The following is a 24632-nucleotide window of genomic DNA, read 5'->3' as shown; positions in this document are numbered from 1 at the left end:
CGGTTCAGGGCTCCTCAGGTGTAGTCGGATTATCGGTGTCCGGGGTATCGGGATCAGCCTCACTCCCGGAATCGGTGAAGATGCTCGGGCCACTGCGGAAGGTCCGCGGCACCCGCACCCCACCGGGCTGCGGCTCCACGTCCCGTCCGTCGGCGATGGCATCGACCTCGTCTCCACCCACCGGGCGCAGTTCCACGGTACCGCGCTGCTCCGTACGGACACGACTGGGTAGCTCCACCGGTTCATCCGGCCGCCGGACCTGCGGCTGAACCCCAGGTTGCTCCAGCTCTGAATCGGACATCCCAGGGTCATCCGATGGTTCATGCCGCGTGGGCATCGGGCGAGAGGGATCCAGGCCCTCCACATCACGGAACAGGGCGTCCCCCTCACGCGGTGGAAGAGTACATGCGGCATCAGCCAGCAGGGCCATCGGTTCAAGAGCCGCATCCCAGTCTTCCGGGGTACTCCTCCGGGCCAACTGTGCGATGACCCAGCGGGATTCCGTCCACACAGTCGTGACCGACACTGGAAGTGCCTCAAGCGCGGCGGTGACCCGTTCATCCACGAACCGGCGAGCGACATCGGGTTCCCCACAGAACACATCGAAATCCCCAAGCCGGAGAATGGAGGCCCCGTTCTCCGCCCCGCGCATCATCTGGACGACGACCGCACTACCTGTCACTCTCCTGAACGCGAGGACCGTGTCCTGTCCCAGGTCCGCCAGATGGAACTCGTACCTGGACGCCATACCACTGACGACGTCTTTCGCCGCTGCTCCCGCACCAGCGGGGCCGCCCGTCCATTCATCAGTGAGGAAGGCGTCACCTTTGCTGTAGTTGTACCCGTTGACGGATGCCCAGCGACGACGCTGCCGCCGCGCGGACCCCGGGAAATGCAGGCCTCCATGAATCGTGTTTGCCACCCCGGGACCCAGTTTTTCTCCCTTCCGGTCCTCCCGACCGGTGGGAATCTCCTCCGGAGTCTCCGTGTCCCGTACGAGGTTCTCCCGTTCCGCTGCACTGATGACGGGAATGTCCCGTAACTGTGCCTCCGACTCAACGTCAATGACACCAGCGGCCTCGCCGTCCGCTTCCACGGAAGAGTCCGGCGGCTCCGCACGGTCAGGCACGGAGGGTCGGCTCCCCGGAATGGAATCAGACTCACCGATCCCGTCTCCCGGCGCCGAGTCAGAGTCCACGGGGCACCCGACCGCCTGTCCATCGGTGTCATCGGAATCCGCTGCACCGACAGAGCCAGACTCGGTAGCAGCCGCCCGCCTCGCCACCGCGTCCCGGCGGTTCGCGGCAAGAGTCAGGGCGACGGCACCGGCGGCGGAGGCGGCCGCGAGCAGGATGAGAGTTTCACTTAACATTTGACTCCAAGTCTAGCGCCCTCTCGCCCCGCGCCCGGGTACATGCGCGGCGGTGTCCAACAGAGAGCACAGCGGTTCTTTTCCGCACCCGCGAGCAGCACCCCAATAATCACCCAGCCCTGTCCAAGGATGATTGTTACGGATCAGACGGTTGTGGCCACCGGATTCTTCGGATCAGCACACCACTGCGACCAACCCCCAACATACACAGCAGCACCCGGCAAACCAGCATAATGCATCGCAGCCACAGCACGCGCCGAATGCAAACCAGACCCCGAATACACAATCACCCTCGACGGATCCACCACACCCACAGCCTCAAACTCCGCACGAATCTCCCCCGGACTCCGAAACGTCTTATCCGCATTCGACAAACGCCCCGCCGGAAGATTCACCGCCCCCGGAATATGCCCAGCCTTCAAATCAAGACGCTCCTTACGCCCCGCAAAACGATTCTCCTGACGCACATCAAGAAGCACACCATCAAAACTCTTCACATCATCAATCGACGCCACCGGCAACTGCCCCGGATTCACCCTCAACGTACACGTCTGCGGCAAATTCCCCGGACCACCAGCATGACGACGCCCCTCCCTAACCCACGCCGCCAACCCACCATCAAGAATCCGCACACCCCGAATACCCGCCCACGTCAACACCCACCACGCACGCGCCGCCATCAAACCACGACCACCGTCATAAACCACAACCCGATGATCCGGATTCAACCCCCACCGCTCAAACCACTTCTGAAGAATCACCGGATCAGGCAACGGATTCCGCCCCAACTTACTCGACGGAGCCGACGTCAACGCCCGCGCCGGATCACAAAACAACGAATTCGGAATATGCTTCCCCCGATAATACTGAAACCCAGCATCCTCCCGACCAGGCAACCACATCGACGCCAACAGCGTCGTCTTCACCCCAGTCTTCATCCCATCAGCAAGTTCCGTAGGCGTAATCAACAGACTCATACCCCACACAGTAGTCAAATTCCAGCACAAGGGAAGCCGAGTGGAGATAACAAACCAACCAGCATACGAGCCGGAATAGTGAGGCACAGGTACAACAAGTGGAGGGTCGAGGAACCCATCTTGTCGTGGATCGGGCGCTCACCCAGGCCGCGTCACAGCTTAAGCACTAGCCACCCCCCTCCAAGGCCTCTTTCGGCTCCGGATCATCAACCAGTTTCATACCATGGGCCTGCGGATCGAACCCCTCCGGGAAAACCGTCGAAGAACTATAAAAGGCACCCTGCCATCGAGTGTTTTCATCGAAGGTACAAGGGTCAGTCACTGTCCCATCGTTATTCTTGTAGGCGAGCATCGCTCCCTCCAAACGAGCACCCACCAGGTACGCCCCCTCCAAACGAGCACCCCACAGGTCCGCCCGCTCCAAACGAGCCTGCCACAGGTTCGCCCGCTCCAAACGAGCCTCCCGCAGGTGCGCCCGCTCCAAACGAGCACACCCCAGGTACGCCCCCTCCAAACGAGCACGCCCCAGGTTCGCCCCCTCCAAACGAGCACCCACCAGGTTCGCCCCCTCCAAACGAGCACCCCGCGCCTTCATCCCTTTCAGGCGAGCCTCCGGCGCATGAACCCCCGGAGCCACCATCCCGGAAAGATCCACACCAGCAAAACAACCCCGATCACCATCCACCAGACGCGGCCCCGCACCCCTGGTTCTGACTTCTAAGACCGACTGCCCACGGATATCCGACTTGAACGCAAGATCAAACAACTCCTGGCGCCGCCGAAGACTCTCACTTTCCAGCTCTTTGACCTTGTGCTCTTTTTGTTGGTCGGCAGAAGCCTCGATCACCGCCCTTTCAGACCTTTCGAGAGAAGACCAGTCATCAATCTGGAAAATCAACTCCGACACAGCCGCCGCACGAACCGTGACATCATCATGCGCAAGATGACCGATCGACACCGCGAGCTTCTGCGACAAATCAAGACGCTGCTGAACCGACAACTGCCGACTTTCCCGCAGCGATTCCGCCTCCAGCCGCTCATTCTCCCGAATTGACTCGGACTCCAATCTCCGATTCTGTCGTTTATCCTCCCTTTCCTGTTGCTCCAACGATCGGCGTTGGGTGGCCCACACGGATAGTGCAACTCCGCCACCCGCGAACAGACCCGCCGCCAGTTCGCCGGAACTATAGTTCAGGGCTACCGCCCTGATCCCTCCGGCCAGGGAAAGAAGTGCGAGTAGCACGAAGACGAGCTCGGAACCATTGATGCTCCTGCCAGGTTCCTCTGATGCCTCCTGCGCGTCCGCCTCCACGGGAATCGTCGTAGACAACCAGGTGCGGAGCCCGACAATGAGAGATAGTCCCGCAGCGGCGTACAAAAGCCACCACCAGCCCTGCTTCATTTCGTCGAAGATGCTCTCCCATCCGTTGCCGATCAGCGCTGCGGGAAGAAGCAGGAAAGGAAGCCCCAGCAAGAGGTTCCGCCAACTGAGGTAGTACTCCCCGCGCGTGATCCTTCGATGCGTGGAGTCACGATCATCAGCGGAGTCCGCCGCACTGGACTGTTCACCCGTGGTCATGGGTTTCACTTTAACCGCATGGTGGCCCTGTTCACCCGGGTTCCTGATGGGCGGGGCCATCACCATCGGAAACCTGCTACTGCTGCGGGCTAGCCGTCAACATTCCCGGTATGCCGCCGCCCGCGCCACTGCACCGGACAATCGCCCCACAACCCCCGAACATGACGTGACCCGCCGCACCCCAAACATCAGGTGGGCGGGTCACAGACACTCACCGATCACTCATTGCGGCGACGGCGGCGCGCCACCACAACCAGACCGAATCCAACCAGCAACAGCAACGCACCAATCCCGAGCGCGACCACAACATTCGCACCCGTCACCGGTAATCCGCCCACCGAGTGCTGCCGTTTACCCGGCACGGACCCGTCCTTGGCGCTGTGTTCCTTGACCGACTGCTCCGAATCAACACCTCCAACAGTGTCGACAGGATCAACCGGCTCTGTGGCACCGGCTTCCGGCTGACCACCAGGCACGGGCACCGGCACCGGAATCGGGATGATCATTCCCCCCTCAGAAGAGCCGGTCGAACCGGTATCTTCCTTCTTCACCTTGACTTCAGCAGAATCAGAGTCCGACACCGTGCGGTCGTCCCGGCCAGGATCCATCGACTGCGGGATCGTCCCGGTGGCTGTGACCGAAGTACGGTGGACACCGTTCTTCGCGTCTTCCGCTGTGATGACGTGCTCGGATGTGCACACCATCGACTCACCCGGAGCGAGCGTCGTCTGTGGGCAGGTGATCGTATTGCCGGGATCACCGGTGACGGTGATATCAGTCAGGGGAACGTCACCGGTATTGGTGACGGTGGAGGTGAACGACACCGAATCACCGACGTTGTAGCTGTCCTGCGGGTCGATGACGTCCACGTTCACCGTGATCGAGGTTTCCCTCTTCAGTGTGACCGTAGCGGTGGCATCGTTACCCTGGACGGGGCGTCCGCCAACGGTTCCGGCTGCGGTGGCGGTGTTGACCAGGTCACCGTCGCCGACAATGTCAGTGGTGGTGACGGGAACCTTCGCGGTGCACGAGCGTTCCTCACCGACAGGGAGGGTGATTCCTTTCCCTGTGAGTGCGGCGGCGTCTCCACAGTCGAGTGCAATGCCTCGTTCCTGCAGCCATTGATCGGTCACCGTCAGATTCTCAATGTCGGCGTTACCGCTGTTCTGTACACGCACCGTGAAGGTCACAGATTCACCAGCCGCGACGGGCCCCTCGGAATCTGCAGTTTTGGTGACCACCAGGCGCGGATCAGCGGCGGGTACGGAGACCACCGACTCCTCAGAAGTGACCTCAGTCCCCCTGATCGGAGTCGTGCCACGTACCGTGGCGGTGTTAACCACGGAACCGGCAGCCGTTTCCTCCGCCGTGACGACGTACACGCCTGAGAAGCACACTCGGTTCTCGCCGGGTGCAAGCAACGTGGAGTTCTCGCAGGTTATCTTCACACCAGCGTTCGCCAACTTGGTGTCGACGACGGTGATGTCGCGCAGCGACACATCCCCGGTATTGGTCACCGTGAACGCGTAGGTGGCCTCGTCACCCGCACGGTAGATCGTTCCGGGCTCGTATCCGGGCACGGTTTTGTCGACGGTCAGTCCCGTACGAGAGGTAACCGGCACCGTGGTCCTCGCGGAGAGTTCATCGATCCGGACGGCTCTGTATCCACCCGTGACGGTTGCCGTGTTGACGATATCGGTCTCCGCGTCGACCTGTTCCTGCCTGACTGTGGTTTCCGCCGTGCAGGTTGCGCTCTGTCCGACGTCGAGCTTTCCTCCATTGGTGTCCACGAGTCCGGGGACATCACAGGTGAGCGTGGTATCGCCGAGGTCGGGATCACTGAGATGGATGTTCTCGACCGGGGTGTCACCCGTGTTCGTGACCGTGACAGTCCAGACGATGGTATCCGCGGCCCGGAGTTCCGTGCCCTCCGCGATGTTACTTTCCTTGGTGATGGACAGTCCGGGCTGACCTGTAGCAACCTCTACGGTTGATTCATCCTGAACGGTAGCGTTGTCGACGGGTTTCTTCGCCGTCACCGTCGCCGTGTTCTCCACCTTCTTCGCGGTGGCATCAGATTCGGTGACGATGTAGGGCTGCTGTGCTGAACATGTCACTTCAGCGCCGGGGTCGAGAGTATCCGGGCAGTCGTTCGGGGTGTCACCGAGGAGTGGATCAGCGACGGTGACGTCGTGCAGTGTTAACGAACCCGTGTTGGAGAGCCGGAACTCGTAGATGATTTCGTCACCAGCGACGTACAGCTCGTTCTGGTCTCTGACGGACTTGACGATGGTGATCTCCGCATCGTCGGGGAGGGTTACCGTGACTGCGTCGTCCGCTGACGCGGAGATCCCGTTGTAGTCACCGGTGATCGTTGCGCGGTTGATCAGGCTCTCCCGGGCGTCGATATCCGCCTGCGTCACGACATAGGTTGCTGCACAGGTGTAGGTGTCACCCGGACTGAGGGTTGCCCCGGCCGGAGAGAGGAGATCCCTCCGCGATACTGCAGCGTCACCCGTGTACTCTTCTCCTGACTCATTCGAGATGACACAAGATATTTCGAGATCACCGGCGCTCCAATCATCGGTCAATCTGACGTTGTTCAACACGGTGTCGCCGACGTTGCCGCCCGTGACGGTGAACGATGCTGTGCCCCCGACAGGGATCTTCACCGTGTCCGCGTCATTGACAGTCTTTTTGAGGGTGATCACAGGATGGGGTTCAAACAGACCGAAATCGATACCTTCAATCAGGGAACGATGATCGGCGGGCACCACGAGATCACGGACCTCATCCTGCCCGGCGTTGGCTGGGCTCGGGCCAGACTGAGTGACCACGGTGCCTTCAGGCCGCATGATCCGAACTGTGTAGTCGCCGGGAACCAGATTATCGAAATCGTAGGCACCCTCTTCATCTGTCGTCGTGGTGGCGACAGTTTTCCCGTCTCGGAGGATACTGACGGTGACACCCGTGTAAGGATCATCCCCGGGCGCTCTGCCGCCGGTGTTCTCAACGTCCTTGTAAACGACACCAGTAATCTGTCCGGAATAGACCTCCGCGCGCACCGAAGCCGGGCCAGGGATCGGCGGATTGGCTTTACCTTCGCCGGGGAGGATAGTCACACCCATGGCGTTAACGTAAACGTCTCGATTGTGGTTCCCCTCGGTTTCGAGGATCACCTTGATCTGGGAGGAATCGCCCGAATTAAGCGCCCCACCCCGATACTTCAGCGCCGTGATCCGCTTACCACCGGGAGCATGCTGCGCCGCAATGGCATCAGGAGTGAGAATGTTCCAGGTGGTATCTGCACTCGGTTGGGCGTCGATCGCACGCCCACCGTCCTGGCGTGAGAAAGCCACGCAGGCGTCACGCTCATTGGTGTGCGTGACCGATTCCGGACACCCCGAAACCTTTGCTGGATCATCGGTCGTGTAGTAAATCTCCACATCCGACTGGTCACCGGCGAGCCGTTCCGCAGACTTCAGTGCGTAGGTTCCGTGGTAGTTCGTGCCCCGCTCGTCTCCGTTGTACGGAAGGACATCGATGTACTCGAATGCCGGATAAGACAATTCACTGTTGTTCGACACCGTAGTGATGAACGCTACGTCCGAGTTGAGCGAAACTTCACCTTCCACCACGGATTTATCGGAGCTGAGGACATCGATGCGCGGCACGAGGATCGTGCCCCTGATGGAGTTCCCGTCCCCGGGGTAGTACGCCTCGGGATCAATGTAATTCCGAGGTACCCACCTGTCTGATGACTCGGCGGCAGGGTCCTTCAGGTGTCTCATACCGGTACCGAAGGATTCCACCAGGATGGGAAACTCCTGCCCGGGCAGAGCCCAGACCGGGGTCTCGACATTGGCCGTCATCACGGGAGGCTCGTTGTTCCGCCAGACGAGCCGCTCGGACTCCCGTTTCATGCGTTCCCCGAAACCGACGGGAAGCGCAGGATCGTTCAGTGGGTCACCGGTGGTGTTCTCCTTGTCCCCAAGCAACCAGGACCGTTCGAGGTAGTGGTCTTTACTGATCCCACAGTCACTGTAGTCCTCGGAGAGATCGATGTTGCGGACGTAGGTAACCCCCGGCGGGAGATCGTCAGCGTTCGCGCTGAGACACTTGGACAGGAAAACGCGGGTGTAGAAACGGTTGGGTTCCCCGTTCTCATCGGTACCGTTGAGTGCAGATGTGACACCATCGGTGAAGTTGATTCTCGGGTAGGAACGGACTTCGACCGACTGCCTGCCCCGCCCGGGAGCGTTCTTCTTCTTGTTGTCGTGCGGACCGTACCAGCCGGGCATATTCATCTGCCCCACAGATACCGCCGACTTCGTCGACTGATAGATGATGTCGCTGACCGCCTTCGAGTACTCCCCATCACCGGACGCCACCCGCAGGTAGTTCCGGGTCACGTAGTAGCGGCCACCGTTGATCTTCTCTTCATTTCCCACGATCTTGTCCGGGTTGAATCCCCCGGCATCATAGGTGAGGGCTGTCGGATTGGTGAAGATCCCGTCGCCGTCGATCTCAATGAGGAATCCGCTGATGTCACGGTAATCTGTCCCCGGGCCGAACACATCGGCCAGTAGCCAGGAACTCAGGGCCTCGTCACTGGGGAGAACGAAGTTGTCCTTCGAGCAGTCCGGTTCACCGGCACCATCCCCGACCAGGTCCCTGTTCGTGAAGTACACCCGCGCATTCGGGTACACCTCGTTCAGCCGAGGTGTACTCTTCGTGCTCCAGCCGACGTGGATCCTCTTGTCGCCCCCGAAAATCTGGTAACCGGGTTTCCATGCCACACAGATCCGCGGGTTGTCCCGAGCCTGCAGAGGATTGATCTTAAGCTGAACAGGTGCCTTACCGAGTGCAGCCCGCTTACCGGTGGCCTCGTCCACCGGGCCTCGACCATAGTTCTGGTCAACTTTGGTCGAGATGCAGTCCTGCCCCTCAGCACACTCGTATTCACTGAGATTCAGCGTGTGCCTGACCCAGTTGTTATTGGGGTAGAACCTACCGTTCCTGATCCCCGCTTCCTTATTCTCCGTGGCGAAGTCCTTCCCCTGGTTCGATCCGGGATCAACCTCGTTATTTCCGAAGCCTTCGTCGCCCTCAAACTCGGGGAACACCGAATCTTCTCCGGACGGGCCCCTGACCTTCATGGGGTTGTGTTCATCGTCGACCACAAGGAACTTCGAGGAGACCTCTATTCCATCCTCCTTGGGGAAGTTCTCGGTGGGGATGAAAAACCGGAAAGAAGGATACCGGGAGGGAACATTAGGCAGGAAGTAGGAGCCGCTGATCTCACCGATGACGTAGGGGTCCTTCTCATCCAGGTTGGCGGGAACCGGATCACTCCCAGCGAAGGAGGTCAGTACCTGACCGGGATCAACCCCTTCCGGAAGCGAATCGGCGTCGAGAACGTACTTCAACAATTGCTTCGGAAGCTTCGCACCGTTCTTGCCATTCAGACCGGCTGCACTGTATCCGGGGTAGTAGAGATGGGTGATACCGGGTTGCGCGCTGATCGCCCGGTAGGACTTTCCGTTGATGACCACGTCGGAGGGCGCGACACTGGTGGCCGCGACGCCGAGGTCGAAGCGCTCAATCCTGAGGATGTTCAGGTCCTTGTCGGAGTCAAGCGGGACGGGCTCAGTGGAGGCCGGGGGAACAGCGGCATCATCACCTGAAACGACCGGCGTCACTGTACCGACCAGGTGAAATCTACCCTTCAACCTGTATGTTTCCGTGTGGTCGAAAGGACTCGCACTGACGTTGACCAGTACCGTCACCGAATAGGGTTCACTGTTTTCAAAGGTGACCTCCACCTGACTTGGTGAGATGGGCCTGATGACAACACCGTTCTGTCCAGAAGTCGTCACAATTCGGGTCGGTATGTTCCGCATCGATGCAGGTCCACCTGTTTTGACATCGACCCAGTTCAGGTTGATGCGGAACGTCGCGGGGCCATTCGATGCCGTCTTGCTCAGCGCGAGAGCGTACTGCGCCGAGTCACCTGCACATACGTTGCCGTCAGTCCTCGTCTCATCGGATTCCTCTGCGGGGAAACCGTGTTTCACGTTGACACCACAGGGATACGAAACACCCGGTTCTTGCCCTTTACCTGCGGAGACCTGGGTGAGGGTCACGCCAAGGGCCGCACCGTTCTCCCCCGGAACGACGGTGGTTCCCTCCGGCTGCTCGCCGGTCATGAGTGGTGCCGGAACCCGAAAATCACCACCGGAGACCAATGGGGATTCATCTGAAGCACCTGACGTCTCCTCATTCAGCGATACCTCTCTCGCAGGCACCCGATCACTTTCACCATCATCTCCGGGCCGTACATCGGTGGCATCTGCGTCATCACCGGCTGAATCTTCAGTAGTACTCACTGCATCCGGGTTCACCACCGGCTCCGCCACGGATCGCGGCGGCACCGAAAGGACGGAAAACATCACACATATGGCAGCGACTATCGCCGCGATATTCCTCCGGACCAGTCGCCATGAAGCGCCGGGCACCGCAGAAGATGGTGGGGGTGGATTAACTATTGACATGGATATGACCTCTGGTCCCTATTCGTCGCCAAATCCATTCCCGGATACACGACACCGGAAAAACCCACAGCACCCGGGAGCAGATTTCCTACATAGGTAATATATCTAACGAGATTCCCCTCACAAAAAAGATCCCCCCATTCAAAAATTGAAACTGGACGCTACTGTCACCCCATTCACAACAAATAGACATTGCCCCTTATGTGATACATCAAACAAAAAGGATAAAACGGAGATACCTGCAGGTCAGAAGCCCGCAATTCATGACAAATACATGATGTGTAAAATATTACTAATGTTACATGCTTCACACTTTATTAAGCACTATAAAGAGTAATCAAGGCTGCACATTTTAATAGAAAACTTAACTGTAAGATATTATTTATGTATCATGTGACGCGCCCACTTCCCGGAAGATCGAGAAAGAGATACCCGGACCACTCCGGACGAGCATCAGCAATTGCGGCACCACAGCATCCCAGATCCCCCCGCTGGCGGCACTCCACGGAAAAATTCTCCGACACCGAGCCACCCATCATCGACACCCACCGCCCCGCCCAAACAACCACATCTCCACACCAGGTCGACCCCAGAGGAAGACCCAGACATAAAAATGCCCCGCACAGTCCCTACAAGAAGGACCTACGGGGCACCACCGAAAAACTAGCGGATCAGACGGTTGTGGCCACCGGATTCTTCGGATCAGCACACCACTGCGACCAACCCCCAACATACACAGCAGCACCCGGCAAACCAGCATAATGCATCGCAGCCACAGCACGCGCCGAATGCAAACCAGACCCCGAATACACAATCACCCTCGACGGATCCACCACACCCACAGCCTCAAACTCCGCACGAATCTCCCCCGGACTCCGAAACGTCTTATCCGCATTCGACAAACGCCCCGCCGGAAGATTCACCGCCCCCGGAATATGCCCAGCCTTCAAATCAAGACGCTCCTTACGCCCCGCAAAACGATTCTCCTGACGCACATCAAGAAGCACACCATCAAAACTCTTCACATCATCAATCGACGCCACCGGCAACTGCCCCGGATTCACCCTCAACGTACACGTCTGCGGCAAATTCCCCGGACCACCAGCATGACGACGCCCCTCCCTAACCCACGCCGCCAACCCACCATCAAGAATCCGCACACCCCGAATACCCGCCCACGTCAACACCCACCACGCACGCGCCGCCATCAAACCACGACCACCGTCATAAACCACAACCCGATGATCCGGATTCAACCCCCACCGCTCAAACCACTTCTGAAGAATCACCGGATCAGGCAACGGATTCCGCCCCAACTTACTCGACGGAGCCGACGTCAACGCCCGCGCCGGATCACAAAACAACGAATTCGGAATATGCTTCCCCCGATAATACTGAAACCCAGCATCCTCCCGACCAGGCAACCACATCGACGCCAACAGCGTCGTCTTCACCCCAGTCTTCATCCCATCAGCAAGTTCCGTAGGCGTAATCAACAGACTCATACCCCACACAGTAGTCAAATTCCAGCACAAGGGAAGCCGAGTGGAGATAACAAACCAACCAGCATACGAGCCGGAATAGTGAGGCACAGGTACAACAAGTGGAGGGTCGAGGAACCCATCTTGTCGTGGATCGGGCGCTCACCCAGGCCGCTGGAGCCGCCACTCGAGCCCTAGTCACTCTCCCCCGGTGGATCTTCAAGTACAAGATCATTAACCAGGATCATGCCTTCAGCTTCCGGATCGAAGCCTTCGGGGAATACCGTGGAAGGGCTGTAGGTGGCACCAGCCCATAGGGTTTTGGAGTCAAAGGAGCAGGAAGAAACCAGCGATCCGTCATTTGCAACCGCCACGAGTTTCGCACCATTCAGACGCGCCCCTACAAGATCTGCCCCTTCCAAACTCCCCCATACCAAATCCGCACCCTCCAAATTCGCTTCGACCAAGTCTGTGCTTCTCAAACACGCTCCTCTGAGAGACGTTTCCTCCAAATTCGCTCCCATCAAGTCAGCACCCTCCAGATTCGCCCACGTCAAGTTAGCGCGATTCAACCGTGCTGTTCTCAAGTTCGTACCCTGCAAACACGATCTGACCATGACTGCCCTTATCAAGTCTGCGTCCATCAGGTTGGCACCCTTCAAGCATGCTTTCACCATATTTGCACCACTCAAACGCGCTCCCATCAGGTTCACGCCATCCATACTTGCACACCAAAGATTCACACCATCCAAACGAGCGCCCCACATATTTACACGCTCCAGATGCGCCCAACGCAGGTCCGCACATGGCAGATACGCAGTCCCCTGGACCGTCCTCCACTCATCAGACTCAACCCAACCTTTTTCTAAGCCAGTTTCCCTGGGACTAGGCAAGGCGATTCCCGCGAAATCTACTCCTACGAAAGATAACTCTTGAGCTGATCTCAGACCTCTTCTACGCGCGTCGAGGAGCGTATCTCTAAACCGAAGGTCGTTCCGGTTCTCCGGTTCTGCATAAGTTTGGGGGCACATGGAAACGTAATCTTTCATCGCCAGATCGAAGAGCTCCTGCCTCCGGCGTAGCCCCTCAGCTTTGAGCTGTTCCACCCGCTGTTTCGCGTCGTGGGGTTTCCGGGTTTCAATTTCCGTGATCTCTCCTTGAATGAGGGCGTTCCAGTCGTCGATCTGGAACATCAGCTCGGAGATGGCCGCTGCGCAGACAACTTCACTTTTGCTGGATAGGTGATCAATGGATGTCTGTAGTTTCTTCGACATGTCCATGCGCTGTTGGACGGAGAGCTGTCGACTCTCACGCAGTGATTCGGATTCCAGTCGATCGTTCTGCCTCTTGTCTTCCCGCTCCTGCTGTTCGAGGGAGCGGCGTTGGGTTGCCCAGAAAGACAAAGCGAGGCCACCTGCCGCAAAAAGTCCCGCAGCGAGTTGTGCTTTGCCCTCCTCGTGCATGACCGTGAGTACGCGCATTCCTCCGGCCAGTGACAGGAGGGAGAAGAGAACAAAAACGAGCTCGATCCACGAAAACCTGGAGGGATGAGCCGTCTCCGTGAAAACTCCTGAAGCACCGTATTTGTCGTTCGGTTCAATGGGTTCAAACAGCCACAATCCCAAACCCAAGACAACAATCACGAACCCGAAGCTGTAGAGTCCACCGTTCCATTCCCCGATCTCCCGAATGCCGTCGACTATTCGGTCCCACCCGGTTCCGATGAGCCCTGCGGGGAGAAGAACGAAGGGCGCACCGACGAGAACTGTCCGCGGTTTCGCGTACATTTTCCAGCGGTTGGTCGTCTTTTTCTCCGGCTGGACATCATCTCCGCTGGCGTCGGGTTCTTTGTCGGGAGCCGAGGTCATAGCCACAGAATAGTGCATCTCATACTGGTGCCCCGGCCGCACTGAAACGGCCGGGGCACCACCAATGCACTTACCGCTGCGGGCTGACCTCCAGCTTCTCGCCGTCCTCGGCGAGACTGACTTGTACGGTGTCGCCGTCGACGATGGTGCCGGCGAGGAGTTCCTTCGCCAACTGGTCGCCGATGGCTTGCTGGATGAGGCGGCGCAGTGGGCGGGCACCGTAGGCCGGGTCGTAGCCGCGTTCGGCGAGCCACGCCTTCGCCGGGTCGTCGACCTCGAGGACGAGGCGGCGGGCGGCGAGTCGGGCGGCGAGCTGCCGGACCTGGATCTCCACGATGTGGGTGAGCTGTTCTTCCGAGAGCCGGTTGAACGTGACCACGTCGTCGAGGCGGTTGATGAACTCGGGTTTGAAGGCGTGCTTCACGGCGTCCATCATCTGTTCCTTCGTGCCACCCGCACCGAGGTTGGAGGTGAGGATGAGCAGTGTGTTGCGGAAGTCCACGGTGCGGCCCTGGCCGTCGGTCAACCGGCCCTCGTCGAGGACCTGGAGCAGCACGTCGAACACGTCCGGGTGCGCTTTCTCCACCTCGTCGAAGAGTACGACGGTGTAGGGGCGACGGCGGACAGCTTCGGTGAGTTGGCCTCCCGCATCGTAACCGACGTATCCGGGGGGTGCGCCGACGAGCCGGGCGACGGAGTGCTTCTCGCCGTATTCGGACATGTCGATGCGGACCATGGCGCGTTCATCGTCGAAGAGGAACTCGGCCAGCGATTTCGCCAGCTCCGTTTTGCCGACGCCGGTGGGGCCGAGGAAGAGGAACGAGCCGGTGGGCCGGTTCGGGTCGGCGACCCCGGCGCGGGAGCGGCGCACGGCATCACTGACGGCTTCGACGGCTTCGGGCTGCCCGACGACGCGATTCTCCAGGACGCTCTCCATGGCGAGGAGTTTCTCGGTCTCGCCCTGCATCATCTTGCCTGCGGGGATGCCGGTCCATGCGGACACGACCTCGGCGATGACGTCGGGGGTGACTTCCTCGGTGAGGAGCTGGTTCTCGCCGGGGTTGTCGACGTTCTTTTCCGCGTCGGCGACCTCCTTCTCCAGTTCGGGGATGCGGCCGTAGCGCAGTTCGGCGACGCGCCCGTAGTCGCCGTCGCGTTCGGCGATCTCGGATTCCTGGCGCAGTCGTTCCAGTTCCTCCTTCGCGCCGCGAACCTTGTCGATGGCGGATTTCTCGTTGGTCCAGCGGGCCTTGAGCTCGTTCAGTTTCTCGCGTTCGTCGGCAAGTTCCTGGCGGAGCTTGTCCAGGCGGTCCTTCGAGGCGGCGTCCTTCTCCTTGGCCAGGGCCATTTCCTCGATTTCGAGGCGCCGGACGACGCGTTCGAGGGCGTCGATCTCCTGCGGGGAGGAGTCGATCTCCATGCGGAGGCGGGAGGCGGCCTCGTCGACGAGGTCGATGGCCTTGTCGGGGAGGAAGCGGGAGGTGATGTACCTGTCGGAGAGGGTTGCGGCAGCGACGAGGGCGGAGTCCTGGATGCGGACGCCGTGGTGCACCTCGTAGCGTTCCTTCAGGCCGCGGAGGATACCTATGGCGTCCTCGACGGAGGGTTCGCCGACGTAGACCTGCTGGAAGCGGCGTTCGAGTGCGGCGTCCTTCTCCACGTACTTGCGGTATTCCTCGAGCGTGGTGGCGCCGACCATGCGTAGTTCACCACGGGCGAGCATCGGCTTGATCATGTTGCCCGCATCCATGGCGGAGTCGCCGGTGGCTCCGGCGCCGACGATGGTGTGCAGCTCGTCGATGAAGGTGATGATCTGGCCGTCGGAGTTCTTGATCTCGTCGAGCACCGCCTTGAGGCGTTCCTCGAATTCGCCCCGGTATTTCGCGCCCGCGACCATGGAGCCCAGGTCGAGGCTGATGAGGGTTTTGCCGCGCAGGGACTCGGGCACGTCACCGGCGACGACGCGGCGGGCGAGGCCCTCCACGATGGCGGTCTTACCGACGCCGGGTTCACCGATGAGCACTGGGTTGTTCTTGGTGCGGCGGGACAGAACCTGGACGACGCGGCGAATCTCGGAGTCGCGGCCGATGACGGGGTCGATCTTGCCTTCGCGGGCGAGTTTCGTCAGGTCGGTGGAGTACTTCTCCAGGGCCTGGAACTGGCCTTCGGGGTCTTCGGTGGTGACCTTGGTGGAGCCGCGCACGGTGGTGAAGGCGCTCTTGATGGCGTCGTAGGTTGCGCCGTGCTTTTTCAGCAGGTCGGCGGCCTCACCGGCGCCGCGGGCGATTCCGGCGAGGAGCACCTCGGTGGAGACGTATTCGTCGCCGAGTTCACCGGCGAGCTCCTGGGCGGCGGTGAGTGCGTTGAGGGCGTCCCGGTTGAAGTTCGGGTTCGCCATGTTGGCGCCCTGTGCCTTGGGGTAGCCGGCCACGAGGTTCTTCGCTTCGGCGAGGACGATGTTGGGGTCGGTGCCCGCGGCCTTGAGGACTGGGGCGGCGATGCCGTCGGTCTGGTCGAGGATGGCGACGAGGAGGTGGGCGGGGCGAATATCGGGGTTGCCGTTGGCGGAAGCGGACTGCAGGGCGGCCTGCATCGCTTCCTGGGTTTTTGTGGTGGGGGTGAAAGAACTCATGTTCTTCGTCTGTCCCTTCTTTTTCGGTGTCGTTTTATCGTGTGTTTTTGTCACCGCCTACGGGGTTTCGTCCCGGTAGTCGGCCTTTCACTCCGTACAACGCCACAAGGGTTGAGTCTGTTCCACTCAACTCAAACTTTTTTCACCACCCACCTTTATAGTGCTCGACTCAACTTTACGCATCGGTGACACACCGACCCCAATCCCAGAATCGATCCCCCATCCCGCCCCCGACATTGCCCAATACTCATAAATCCCATATAGTAGGAATTACATTCCACATATTGAAACAGTGTCATGGTGAGCCCCGGCGGCAATCAGTGATCACCGACCCGCCCACCACAGTGGCCAAAAGAAAGGACTCCGAAGAAAATGGCAGAAGCAACTCCTAAAACCCAGTGGACCGGCGAGATCATCCCCGAGGCCTTCGACGCGATTTCCGCCGACGGTGGCCTGATCGTCTGCGCCACGAAGGTCGGCTACATCCTCATGGCCACCGACGGTAAGGGCCTGGAGCGTAAGTTCGACGCCAAGCAGCGCAAGCGCAACAAGCCCGCCGTCGTCCTGTGCGCGAACATCGACGAATTGAAGGCCCTCGCGCAGGTCAACGACGAGATCGTCGCGTTCTACGAGCGCCACTGGGAGCAGGACATCCTGCTGGGCTGCATCCTGCCCTGGCGCGAGGACGCCATCGAGAAGATGCCCGACGAGACCGTGCGCGAACTGGCCCGCGACGGCCGGGGTACGAGCTGCTTCGTCATCCGCTTCGGTCGCCCGGCCGAGCAGATCGCGGCGAAGAACTGGGAGCAGGGCAAGGTCACCTTCGCGTCCTCCGCCAACCCTTCCGGCATCGGCAACCGTGGCCAGGTCGCGTTCATCGGTGAGCGCATCGAATCCATGGCCGATTACATCGTCGCCGCCGATGACTACGTCGCCTCGATCCAACCCGACAAGGACGAGGACTCCCGCCACGAGCAGGGCGTCATGGTGTCCCTGGTGGACAAGGACGGCAACCTCGTCCCCGAGCAGAAGGGTGAGCGCTCCATCACCCCGTGCCCGGTCCTGATCCGCAACGGCCTGGACGGTGACCGCATCATGAACAACCTGTCCGAGTTCTTCCTGAGCTGGGACTACCGCCAGGGCGAGTACTACTAGTTCCATCTGCTCCGGACCCGTACCGCATGCCACACCGAAACTGGTGGTGCAGTGCGGGGTCGGACGTTATGGTGCACAATGTCGTGTGTGCACCATAAGAATCTGGAGCCGGTCGCCGCCCGGCTGCGCCCCCACGCAGACACCTTCCGCACGGGGATCAACGCGCGTTTCTTCCGTGCACACCCCACCGACCGGAGGCTGTTTCCCGCAGACAGCCACGACATCAACACCGATCTCCCCACGGTGCTCGACTGGGTTCTGGTGAACACACCCGTCAACGGTGCACTCACCGACCGGGTACGGGCCGTCCTCGCTCAACTCGGACGGGAGAATCGGCGGATCAGGATGCCCACGGCCCACTACGGGACGCTCGCCGACGCCACCCGGGCGGAACTGGCCCTTCTCACAGCGAATCTTCCCCCGGATCTCGCAGCAGGGGCCGACACCGCCGCCGCCCAATGCTTCGGGGTGATGGCTGCTGCCGCGGCGGAACTCGACGCAGCCGGTGTCCCCGACTCCTGGTCGGCGAAGGTCATCGAGGTGGAACGACGTTGCGCCCGCATCTCCGTCGTCCGGCTGCTCACCGATACGCCTCTCCCGTACGCGGCGGGACAGTATCTTCCCGTGACCAGTGACACGACAACCCGCGGATTGTGGTGGCACCTCTCACCCGCGATTCCGGCGAACGAGTTCGGGCAACTCGAATTCCATGTCTTCGCGGAACGGAACGACATCACGGGCCGTTTCCTCGCCTCTCCGCACCCTGGAGACAGGTGGCGGATCGGGTCTCCGCTCGGCGTGATGTCTGTCGACGGGGAACGGGATGTGCTGATGGTCGCGCACTCCACCGGTCTCGCGTCGCTCCGGGCGATTCTTCTCGATCTGCTCATGCGTGGAACGGGCTGCCGCGTACATCTCTTCTTCGGGGCTGACAGTCCCGGGGAGCTCTATGATCTTCGCGGCCTCTGGCAGCTCGCCGCCAGCGCCCCCTGGCTTTCGGTGACCCCGGTGGTAACCAGGGACGAGGATCCCTGGTGGGTACGCCCCACCGAACACTGCACCGCCCCCCGTGGGCTGCACCTGCGGCAGACCGGGCGCCTCTCCGAGGTGGTCTCCGGATACGGCACCTGGGAAGACCGGGATGTTCTCATCGCCGGACCCGGGACCATCGTGTCGGAGATCGCCGACGCGATGCGGGCGGCGGGCACCCCACCGGAAAACATTCGGCATGACCCGGTGTGACAGGCCCTCAACCCCTCAGAATGAGCGCTCCACACCGAGCACGGGGATGGACCGCCGGGTCTCGACCACCGTGGCAACATCGATATCGGCGTAGATGATGTCCTCTCCGTATCCGGCCTCGACGATGCGCAGGCCATCCGGGCCGATGGCCGCCGAGTGCCCGATCCCGGTCGGCCCATCATTCTCCCCCGCCGATTCCTCCCCTCCGGGACGAGCCTGCCCCGCAGCCAGCACGTAGCAGGTCGAGTCGAGTGCGCGGGCGCCGGTGAGCACCCGCCACTGCTGCAGTTTCCCCGGTCCGTCCGACCAAGAGGTCGGGAGGACGATCACCTCGGCTCCCTCATTCTCCGCGAGAGCGACGAACTGTTCCGGGAAGCGGACGTCGTAACAGATGGCGAGGCCGACGGTGAGGTCGCCGATCTTCACCGTGACCAGTTCGTTCCCGGGGCAGACGGTGTCGGACTCGCGGAAACCGAAGGCGTCGTAACAGTGAATCTTGCGGTAACCGATATGCTTCCCACCTCCGGTGAGCAGCGCCGTGTTATGGACCCTGTTGATGGTTTTCCCGTCCACCTCGACGGAATCGGCGGGCGTGAACATACCGACGATCACCGTGACCCCGAGTTCCTCCGCAAGTTTCCGCACCGTGGAGGCGAAGGGGCCGTCGAGGGGCTCCGCGACGGTGTCCAGGCGTCCCGTGGTGAAGGCCCGCATCGTCGCCTCGGGGAAGACGATGAGTTCCGCACCCTGTCCGGCGGCGGTACGGGAGTACCGCACCACAGCGTCGAGATTGGCGGAGACATCACCGGTGGACTGCATCTGTACCAGGGCTACTCGCATGGCTCCACGATATGGGTTTTCCGGGAACTCCGCCGACAATTCCGGCACTGGAACCAATCCACTTGTGGATCAACCACCGGAATTCCACGCCCTCCACAGACGTCACGGTATCGCACCGATTGTGCGGGGTCCGATCCTTAACGATGGGGCAGGTATCCCGTACCCAGACCCCGCCACGAAAGGATCTTCCGTTGAATCAGCTCATGTCCTCAGATGCCGCAGCCCGACATCTGCGTGCACCCGACGCACCACCGACGCTGTTTCCCGCTCTGCCACCGGGTTCTCTCACCGCGGAAGTATTCACCGCGCTGACGGAATCCTGGTCCGAGGTCCTTGAACAGGCCACTTCCGAGGTTCTCGCCCTCCGGAGTGACATCCTGGATCTGGTTGCCCACCTCCACGAAGCGGATCAGATCTGGGCCGAGGAGACCCGGAGAATCGGGAATGCCTGACTCGCCGCTGACGCTCCCCTGGTCACGGACGCTCGCGGCGGTCACGGTGGAGTTGGACCGGGGTGGGCAGGCGATCATCCGTAGCCACGAAACCAATGCGAAGCAGTGGCGCAGTGCCCTCCGCACCGGGCTGTATGGGGAATCCTTCGTCTCGGCACGGCGGAGCGAGGAACGGATGGCCGACCGCCAACGGTTGACGGCCACACTCATCGCTGAAGCCGCGAAGATTCTCTCCGGGGTTGCCTCCGCACAGGCGCAGTTGGAAGCTGAGTACGAGGCGATCATCGAACGAGCCCGGTCCCGGAATCTCCGGGAGGTCGCGGGAAGGTTCATCGCGGCCACCGACGCACAACTCGAGGAAGCCGCGTTATTCAATGCTGCTGTGGCGGAGATCAGGCGGCACTCGAATCTCCTCGACCGACACTGCGGGATGCGGCTGATGACTCTCCTTCCGCCACGGACACCGTGGCACATGGACCGGCGCCGGTGCCGCGAGATCCTGACCGACCTGTACGCACCGTCCACCGCACAGCGGCCACTGCCCGCGAGCCTCGACGTGTCCGCCGCGGAACTGCACGAGACGAACATCAGGAATGCGGGGCCTGATCTCACCGGCCTCGCGGAGCGCTTCCCCGAGATGCACGTCCTGGAAGTCGGTGAGCACCACCTGGTAGCGGCGTTCGGTGACATCGATAACGCGAAATCGATACTGACGATGGTCTCCGGCGTCGGCTCGGCGGAACCAGAGGCTCTTCCCGGAATCCTGGAACGCGGTCAAGCACTCCAGCGGGAGCTGGGGGAGACGGTGGTGGTGTGGAACGGCTACCGGGCACCGGGGCACCTGGTTGACGGAACTCAGGAGGTGTCCGCTGAGCTCGGGGCGGTCGCGCTGCGTGACTTCCAGCGTTCCCTGACGCTCCGGTACGGCCCGTCAGTAGCCCGCACCGTTCTCGGACACAGCTACGGTTCGGTCGTCGTCGGCCTGGCTGCGGCGAAGGACCACGGTGGGATCGACGCGGACGGCATCGTGTTGCTCGGTAGCCCCGGCGCGGGTGTCTCCCATGTGGATGAGCTTCAGTTGAATTCACCGAACCCCCGTGTCATCGCCGCCAGAAGCCCGACTGACCCGATCAGTCTGGTGAGTTCCGCGGATCGGGGTCTGCACGGGCCGGACCCCGCGGCTCCCGATTTCGGCGCGGAGGTGATTCCCGCGCACGGCGGACACAGTGACTATCTAGATGATCCATCGGTGCTGGCGGCTCTGCGCGGGCTCCACACCCGGTGAGCGACGCACGCAAATCCCCACTCTCCTGCGTGTGCGGGTGGGTGGGGATCTGCGTGCGTGTCACGTCAGCTTCCATCAGTGACGAATGCCGGAGCTGACCGGACCGGTGATCAGTACCGGATGGCCATACGTCCGTCGATCTTGCCCTTGCGCAGATCCTCGAAGACGCTGTTGACGTCGTCGAGCTTGCATTCTGCGACGGTCGGCTTGATCAGGCCGCGTGCGTAGAAGTCGAGAGCCTCCTCCAGGTCCTGGCGGGTTCCCACCAGGGAACCACGGATGGTGAGCGCCTTGAAGACGATGTCGAAGATCCGAGCGGGGAACTCTCCCGGGGGCAGACCGTTGAACACGATCGTCCCGCCCTTGCGGGCCATGTTGATGGCCTGCCCGAAGGCGGCTTCGTGGACGGCGGTGACGAGGACACCGTGGGCACCGGTGCCGGTGAACTCCATGACCGCTTCGGCCGGATCCTGCTCGCGCGCATTGATGGTGAACTCGGCACCGTGCTTCTTCGCCAATTGCAGCTTCTCGTCGGCGATATCGACCGCGATGACGCGCATACCCATGGCGACGGCGTACTGGACGGCGATGTGCCCGAGACCACCGACACCGGAGATAACGACGTACTGGCCCGGGCGGGTCTCAGTCATCTTCAGTCCCTTGTACACGGTGACGCCGGCGCAGAGGATCGGGGCAACCTCCAGGGGATCGGAGCCTTCCGGGATACGGGCGCAGTAGCGGGTATCGACGAGCATGTACTCCCCGAAGGAACCATCGATCGTGTATCCGCCGTACTCGGCGTCGTTACACAGTGTCTCCCAGCCGGTGCGGCACTGCTCACAGGTTCCGCAGGCGGACCAGAGCCAGACGTTGCCGACGATGTCACCGAGCTCGATGTCGTGGTCACCAGGACCGAGTTTGACCACTTCACCGACGCCCTCGTGCCCGGGAACGAACGGCAGCGGGGGCTTGACGGGCCAGTCACCTTCGGCGGCGTGCAGGTCTGTGTGGCAGATACCGGAGGCCTGCAGCTTGACCAGGGCCTGGTTGCGACCGGGCTCCGGGAGTTCAACCTCGCGTACGGTGACATCGGGGCCGAATTCATCGACGACGGCGGCGGTGAACTTTTCGGGGGCGTTACTCATGGGAATCTCCTCGTGTAGGGATGGGCAGGGGTGGGTGGGTCCACCCCCTTGCATCAAAGCCAATTGGCAACTATTTTCAAGAGTGGGTTAACATGCCTCCGGCCAGGTCACACGGGACGCGTGTACCTGACCGGAGTTTGCGGTGTGACGCCGGGCGATTCAGCGAACGCCCGGCGTCACCGAGACTCAGAAGAGTCCAGTGGGGCTGGTGCTGTAGGACACCAGCATGTTCTTGGTGCGGGTGTAGTGGGACATCATCATGGCGTGATTCTCACGGCCGATCCCGGATTCCTTGTACCCGCCGAACGCAGCGTGAGCCGGGTAGGAGTGGTAGTTGTTCACCCAGACCCGACCAGCATGGATGGCCCGGCCCGCACGGTACGCGGTGTTGTTGTCACGGGTCCACACACCGGCACCGAGGCCGTAGTTGGTGTCGTTCGCGATGCGCATGGCGTCATCGAAGTCGGTGAATGTCGTGACACCGAGAACAGGTCCGAAGATCTCCTCCCGGAAGCACGCCATCGTGTTGTCACCACGGAAGATCGTCGGCTGGATGTAGTAGCCGTTCAGACCGTCGATCTTGGCGACAGAACCACCGGTGAGCACCTTGGCCCCCTCACCGGGACCCGATGAGAGATAACCCGTGATCTTCTCCATCTGCTCTTCGGACGCCTGCGCACCGAGCATGGTGGCGGTGTCCAGCGGGTTACCCATCCGAACCTGCTCCACCTTGGCGACGACGAGCTCCATCAGTTCATCGATGATGGATTCCTGGACCAGCGCGCGCGACGGACAGGTGCAGACCTCACCCTGGTTGAGCGCGAACATCGCCATACCCTCGACGGCCTTATCGAGGAACTCGTCCTTCTTGTCGAGGACATCAGCGAAGAACACGTTCGGGGACTTACCACCGAGTTCAAGGGTGACCGGGATAATCTTGTCCGCCGCAGCCTTGTTGATGAGGCGACCCACCTCCGTGGAGCCGGTGAAAGCGATCTTGGCGATCCGGTCGGACCCGGAGAGTGCCACACCGGCGTCGGTTCCGAGGCCATTGACCACATTCACCACACCGGCGGGAATCAGATCCCCGATAACCTCCATGAGATGCATGATCGAGACCGGGGTCTGCTCAGCGGGCTTGAGTACCACGCAGTTGCCTGCAGCCAGCGCGGGGGCGAGCTTCCAGGTGGCCATCAGGATCGGGAAGTTCCACGGGATGATCTGGCCGACAACCCCGAGCGGCTCCTGGAAGTGGTAGGCAACGGTATTGTCGTCGATCTCCGAGAGTCGACCTTCAGCGGTGCGGGTCACCCCGGCAAAGTAGCGGAAATGATCGACCGCCAGCGGCAGATCGGCTGCGAGGGATTCCCGCACCGGCTTACCGTTGTCCCAGGTCTCGATGACCGCGAGTTCCTCAAGATGCTCCTCGATACGGTCCGCGATGCGGTGCAGGATCAGCGCCCGCTCGGCAGGCGGGGTCGAGGCCCAGCCCGGGGCCGCCGCATGGGCCGCGTCGAGCGCCTTCTCCACGTCAGCAGCTTTGCCTGCCGCAAAGCGGGTGTAGACCTCTCCGGTGATCGGACTGATGTTGTCCAAGTACTCACCGTCCGCCGGGGCGACCCATTCACCACCGATGTAATTGTCGTAGCGCTCCTTGACGGAGACGATTGAACCCTCGGTTCCGGGATTGGCGTAGACAGTCATGTGGATCCTCACTTGTTCGACGATGACGGCCAACTCCGCGATCCGCACCGGGGTTCAGTACCCCGCATCGACGGATCAGCGAAACCCGACCGCGTAGTGTCACCCACAATAAACGGTTTTTTCTGTGTTCCACATCACTTATAGCATCAGCAGACATAGTGAGCTGGAACACAGAAGTGCTACGGCCCCAAAAACCAATGCGCAGCAGGCCTTTCACTACACTCCATGCAAGTTTCAAAAATAATGCCTAAGCCAACCCCATTAGGGGGTGTTTTTCTCGATCATCAGATCTTGTTCAGGAATCTGATGTCACACAAACACCCGTTCCGGGAATCTGTGCAGACCT

Annotated in this window: 14 protein-coding genes; 4 read left to right on the top strand and 10 right to left on the bottom strand. The window is 61.0% G+C overall.

What is annotated here, in order from left to right; all coding sequences use genetic code 11:
- Positions 1-4 precede the first annotated feature (4 nt).
- From QWU44_RS09775 to clpB, 7 genes are all read right to left on the bottom strand, one after another.
- Positions 5-1372 (bottom strand): hypothetical protein, encoded by a 1368-nt coding sequence (locus tag QWU44_RS09775; RefSeq protein WP_370915497.1) that lies wholly within the window; start codon positions 1370-1372, stop codon positions 5-7.
- Positions 1373-1515: 143 nt separating this feature from the next.
- Positions 1516-2349, bottom strand: coding sequence for a sulfurtransferase (locus tag QWU44_RS09770; RefSeq protein ID WP_370915494.1), 834 nt, complete (start codon positions 2347-2349; stop codon positions 1516-1518).
- A gap of 166 nt (positions 2350-2515) precedes the next feature.
- Positions 2516-3928, bottom strand: coding sequence for a pentapeptide repeat-containing protein (locus QWU44_RS09765; protein ID WP_370915496.1), 1413 nt, complete (start codon positions 3926-3928; stop codon positions 2516-2518).
- A 218-nt stretch (positions 3929-4146) separates the two neighbouring features.
- On the bottom strand, positions 4147-10317 hold the full coding sequence (locus tag QWU44_RS09760; RefSeq protein ID WP_370915495.1) for an SdrD B-like domain-containing protein: 6171 nt from the start codon (positions 10315-10317) through the stop codon (positions 4147-4149).
- A gap of 836 nt (positions 10318-11153) precedes the next feature.
- A complete protein-coding gene (locus tag QWU44_RS09755; RefSeq protein WP_370915494.1) occupies positions 11154-11987 on the bottom strand; it encodes a sulfurtransferase in 834 nt (277 codons plus the stop codon).
- 170 nt (positions 11988-12157) lie between these two features.
- A complete protein-coding gene (locus tag QWU44_RS09750) occupies positions 12158-13831 on the bottom strand; it encodes a pentapeptide repeat-containing protein (RefSeq protein WP_370915493.1) in 1674 nt (557 codons plus the stop codon).
- A gap of 70 nt (positions 13832-13901) precedes the next feature.
- Positions 13902-16463 (bottom strand): ATP-dependent chaperone ClpB, encoded by a 2562-nt coding sequence (gene clpB, locus QWU44_RS09745; RefSeq protein ID WP_370915492.1) that lies wholly within the window; start codon positions 16461-16463, stop codon positions 13902-13904.
- A 372-nt stretch (positions 16464-16835) separates the two neighbouring features.
- Between clpB and QWU44_RS09740 the strand changes: the two genes are divergently transcribed.
- Positions 16836-17618, top strand: a complete 783-nt coding sequence (locus QWU44_RS09740) for an L-threonylcarbamoyladenylate synthase (protein WP_370915491.1) — start codon at positions 16836-16838, stop codon at positions 17616-17618.
- A gap of 87 nt (positions 17619-17705) precedes the next feature.
- A complete protein-coding gene (locus QWU44_RS09735) occupies positions 17706-18860 on the top strand; it encodes a monooxygenase (protein ID WP_370915490.1) in 1155 nt (384 codons plus the stop codon).
- A gap of 15 nt (positions 18861-18875) precedes the next feature.
- Here QWU44_RS09735 and QWU44_RS09730 read toward each other — a convergent pair whose 3' ends face one another.
- Positions 18876-19700 (bottom strand): carbon-nitrogen hydrolase family protein, encoded by an 825-nt coding sequence (locus QWU44_RS09730; protein ID WP_370915489.1) that lies wholly within the window; start codon positions 19698-19700, stop codon positions 18876-18878.
- Between the two features lie 203 nt (positions 19701-19903).
- On the opposite strand from QWU44_RS09730, the gene QWU44_RS09725 reads away from it, so the two are divergent.
- Both QWU44_RS09725 and QWU44_RS09720 read left to right on the top strand, forming a co-directional pair.
- The gene (locus QWU44_RS09725) at positions 19904-20152 is read left to right on the top strand and encodes a hypothetical protein (RefSeq protein ID WP_370915488.1); all 249 of its coding nucleotides are present in this window, start codon (positions 19904-19906) and stop codon (positions 20150-20152) included.
- Complete coding sequence (locus tag QWU44_RS09720) at positions 20145-21437, top strand: alpha/beta hydrolase (RefSeq protein WP_370915487.1); 1293 nt, start codon at positions 20145-20147, stop codon at positions 21435-21437. Before QWU44_RS09725 ends, QWU44_RS09720 begins: the two co-directional genes overlap by 8 nt.
- A 110-nt stretch (positions 21438-21547) precedes the next feature.
- Here the strand turns inward: QWU44_RS09720 and adhP are convergent, their stop codons facing one another.
- Positions 21548-22582: an alcohol dehydrogenase AdhP gene (gene adhP / locus QWU44_RS09715; RefSeq protein WP_370915486.1), complete on the bottom strand. Its 1035-nt coding sequence runs from the start codon at positions 22580-22582 to the stop codon at positions 21548-21550.
- A 186-nt stretch (positions 22583-22768) separates the two neighbouring features.
- Positions 22769-24286: an aldehyde dehydrogenase family protein gene (locus tag QWU44_RS09710; protein ID WP_370915485.1), complete on the bottom strand. Its 1518-nt coding sequence runs from the start codon at positions 24284-24286 to the stop codon at positions 22769-22771.
- Positions 24287-24632 lie beyond the last annotated feature (346 nt).

The organism is Corynebacterium sp. CCM 9203 (genome assembly GCF_041357675.1).
GTDB lineage: Bacteria > Actinomycetota > Actinomycetes > Mycobacteriales > Mycobacteriaceae > Corynebacterium.
The sequence above is the reverse complement of the archived record's forward strand: the minus strand, read 5'-3'. Positions and strand labels throughout refer to the sequence as shown.

Bases quoted from the DNA above. Each gene is read 5' to 3' on its own strand.
- QWU44_RS09775 (WP_370915497.1), bottom strand. From the start codon at position 1,372: ATGTTAAGTGAAACTCTCATCCTGCTCGCGGCCGCCTCCGCCGCCGGT.
- QWU44_RS09770 (WP_370915494.1), bottom strand. From the start codon at position 2,349: ATGAGTCTGTTGATTACGCCTACGGAACTTGCTGATGGGATGAAGACT.
- QWU44_RS09765 (WP_370915496.1), bottom strand. From the start codon at position 3,928: ATGACCACGGGTGAACAGTCCAGTGCGGCGGACTCCGCTGATGATCGT.
- QWU44_RS09755 (WP_370915494.1), bottom strand. From the start codon at position 11,987: ATGAGTCTGTTGATTACGCCTACGGAACTTGCTGATGGGATGAAGACT.
- QWU44_RS09750 (WP_370915493.1), bottom strand. From the start codon at position 13,831: ATGACCTCGGCTCCCGACAAAGAACCCGACGCCAGCGGAGATGATGTC.
- clpB (WP_370915492.1), bottom strand. From the start codon at position 16,463: ATGAGTTCTTTCACCCCCACCACAAAAACCCAGGAAGCGATGCAGGCC.
- QWU44_RS09740 (WP_370915491.1), top strand. From the start codon at position 16,836: ATGGCAGAAGCAACTCCTAAAACCCAGTGGACCGGCGAGATCATCCCC.
- QWU44_RS09730 (WP_370915489.1), bottom strand. From the start codon at position 19,700: ATGCGAGTAGCCCTGGTACAGATGCAGTCCACCGGTGATGTCTCCGCC.
- QWU44_RS09725 (WP_370915488.1), top strand. From the start codon at position 19,904: ATGTCCTCAGATGCCGCAGCCCGACATCTGCGTGCACCCGACGCACCA.
- QWU44_RS09720 (WP_370915487.1), top strand. From the start codon at position 20,145: ATGCCTGACTCGCCGCTGACGCTCCCCTGGTCACGGACGCTCGCGGCG.
- adhP (WP_370915486.1), bottom strand. From the start codon at position 22,582: ATGAGTAACGCCCCCGAAAAGTTCACCGCCGCCGTCGTCGATGAATTC.
- QWU44_RS09710 (WP_370915485.1), bottom strand. From the start codon at position 24,286: ATGACTGTCTACGCCAATCCCGGAACCGAGGGTTCAATCGTCTCCGTC.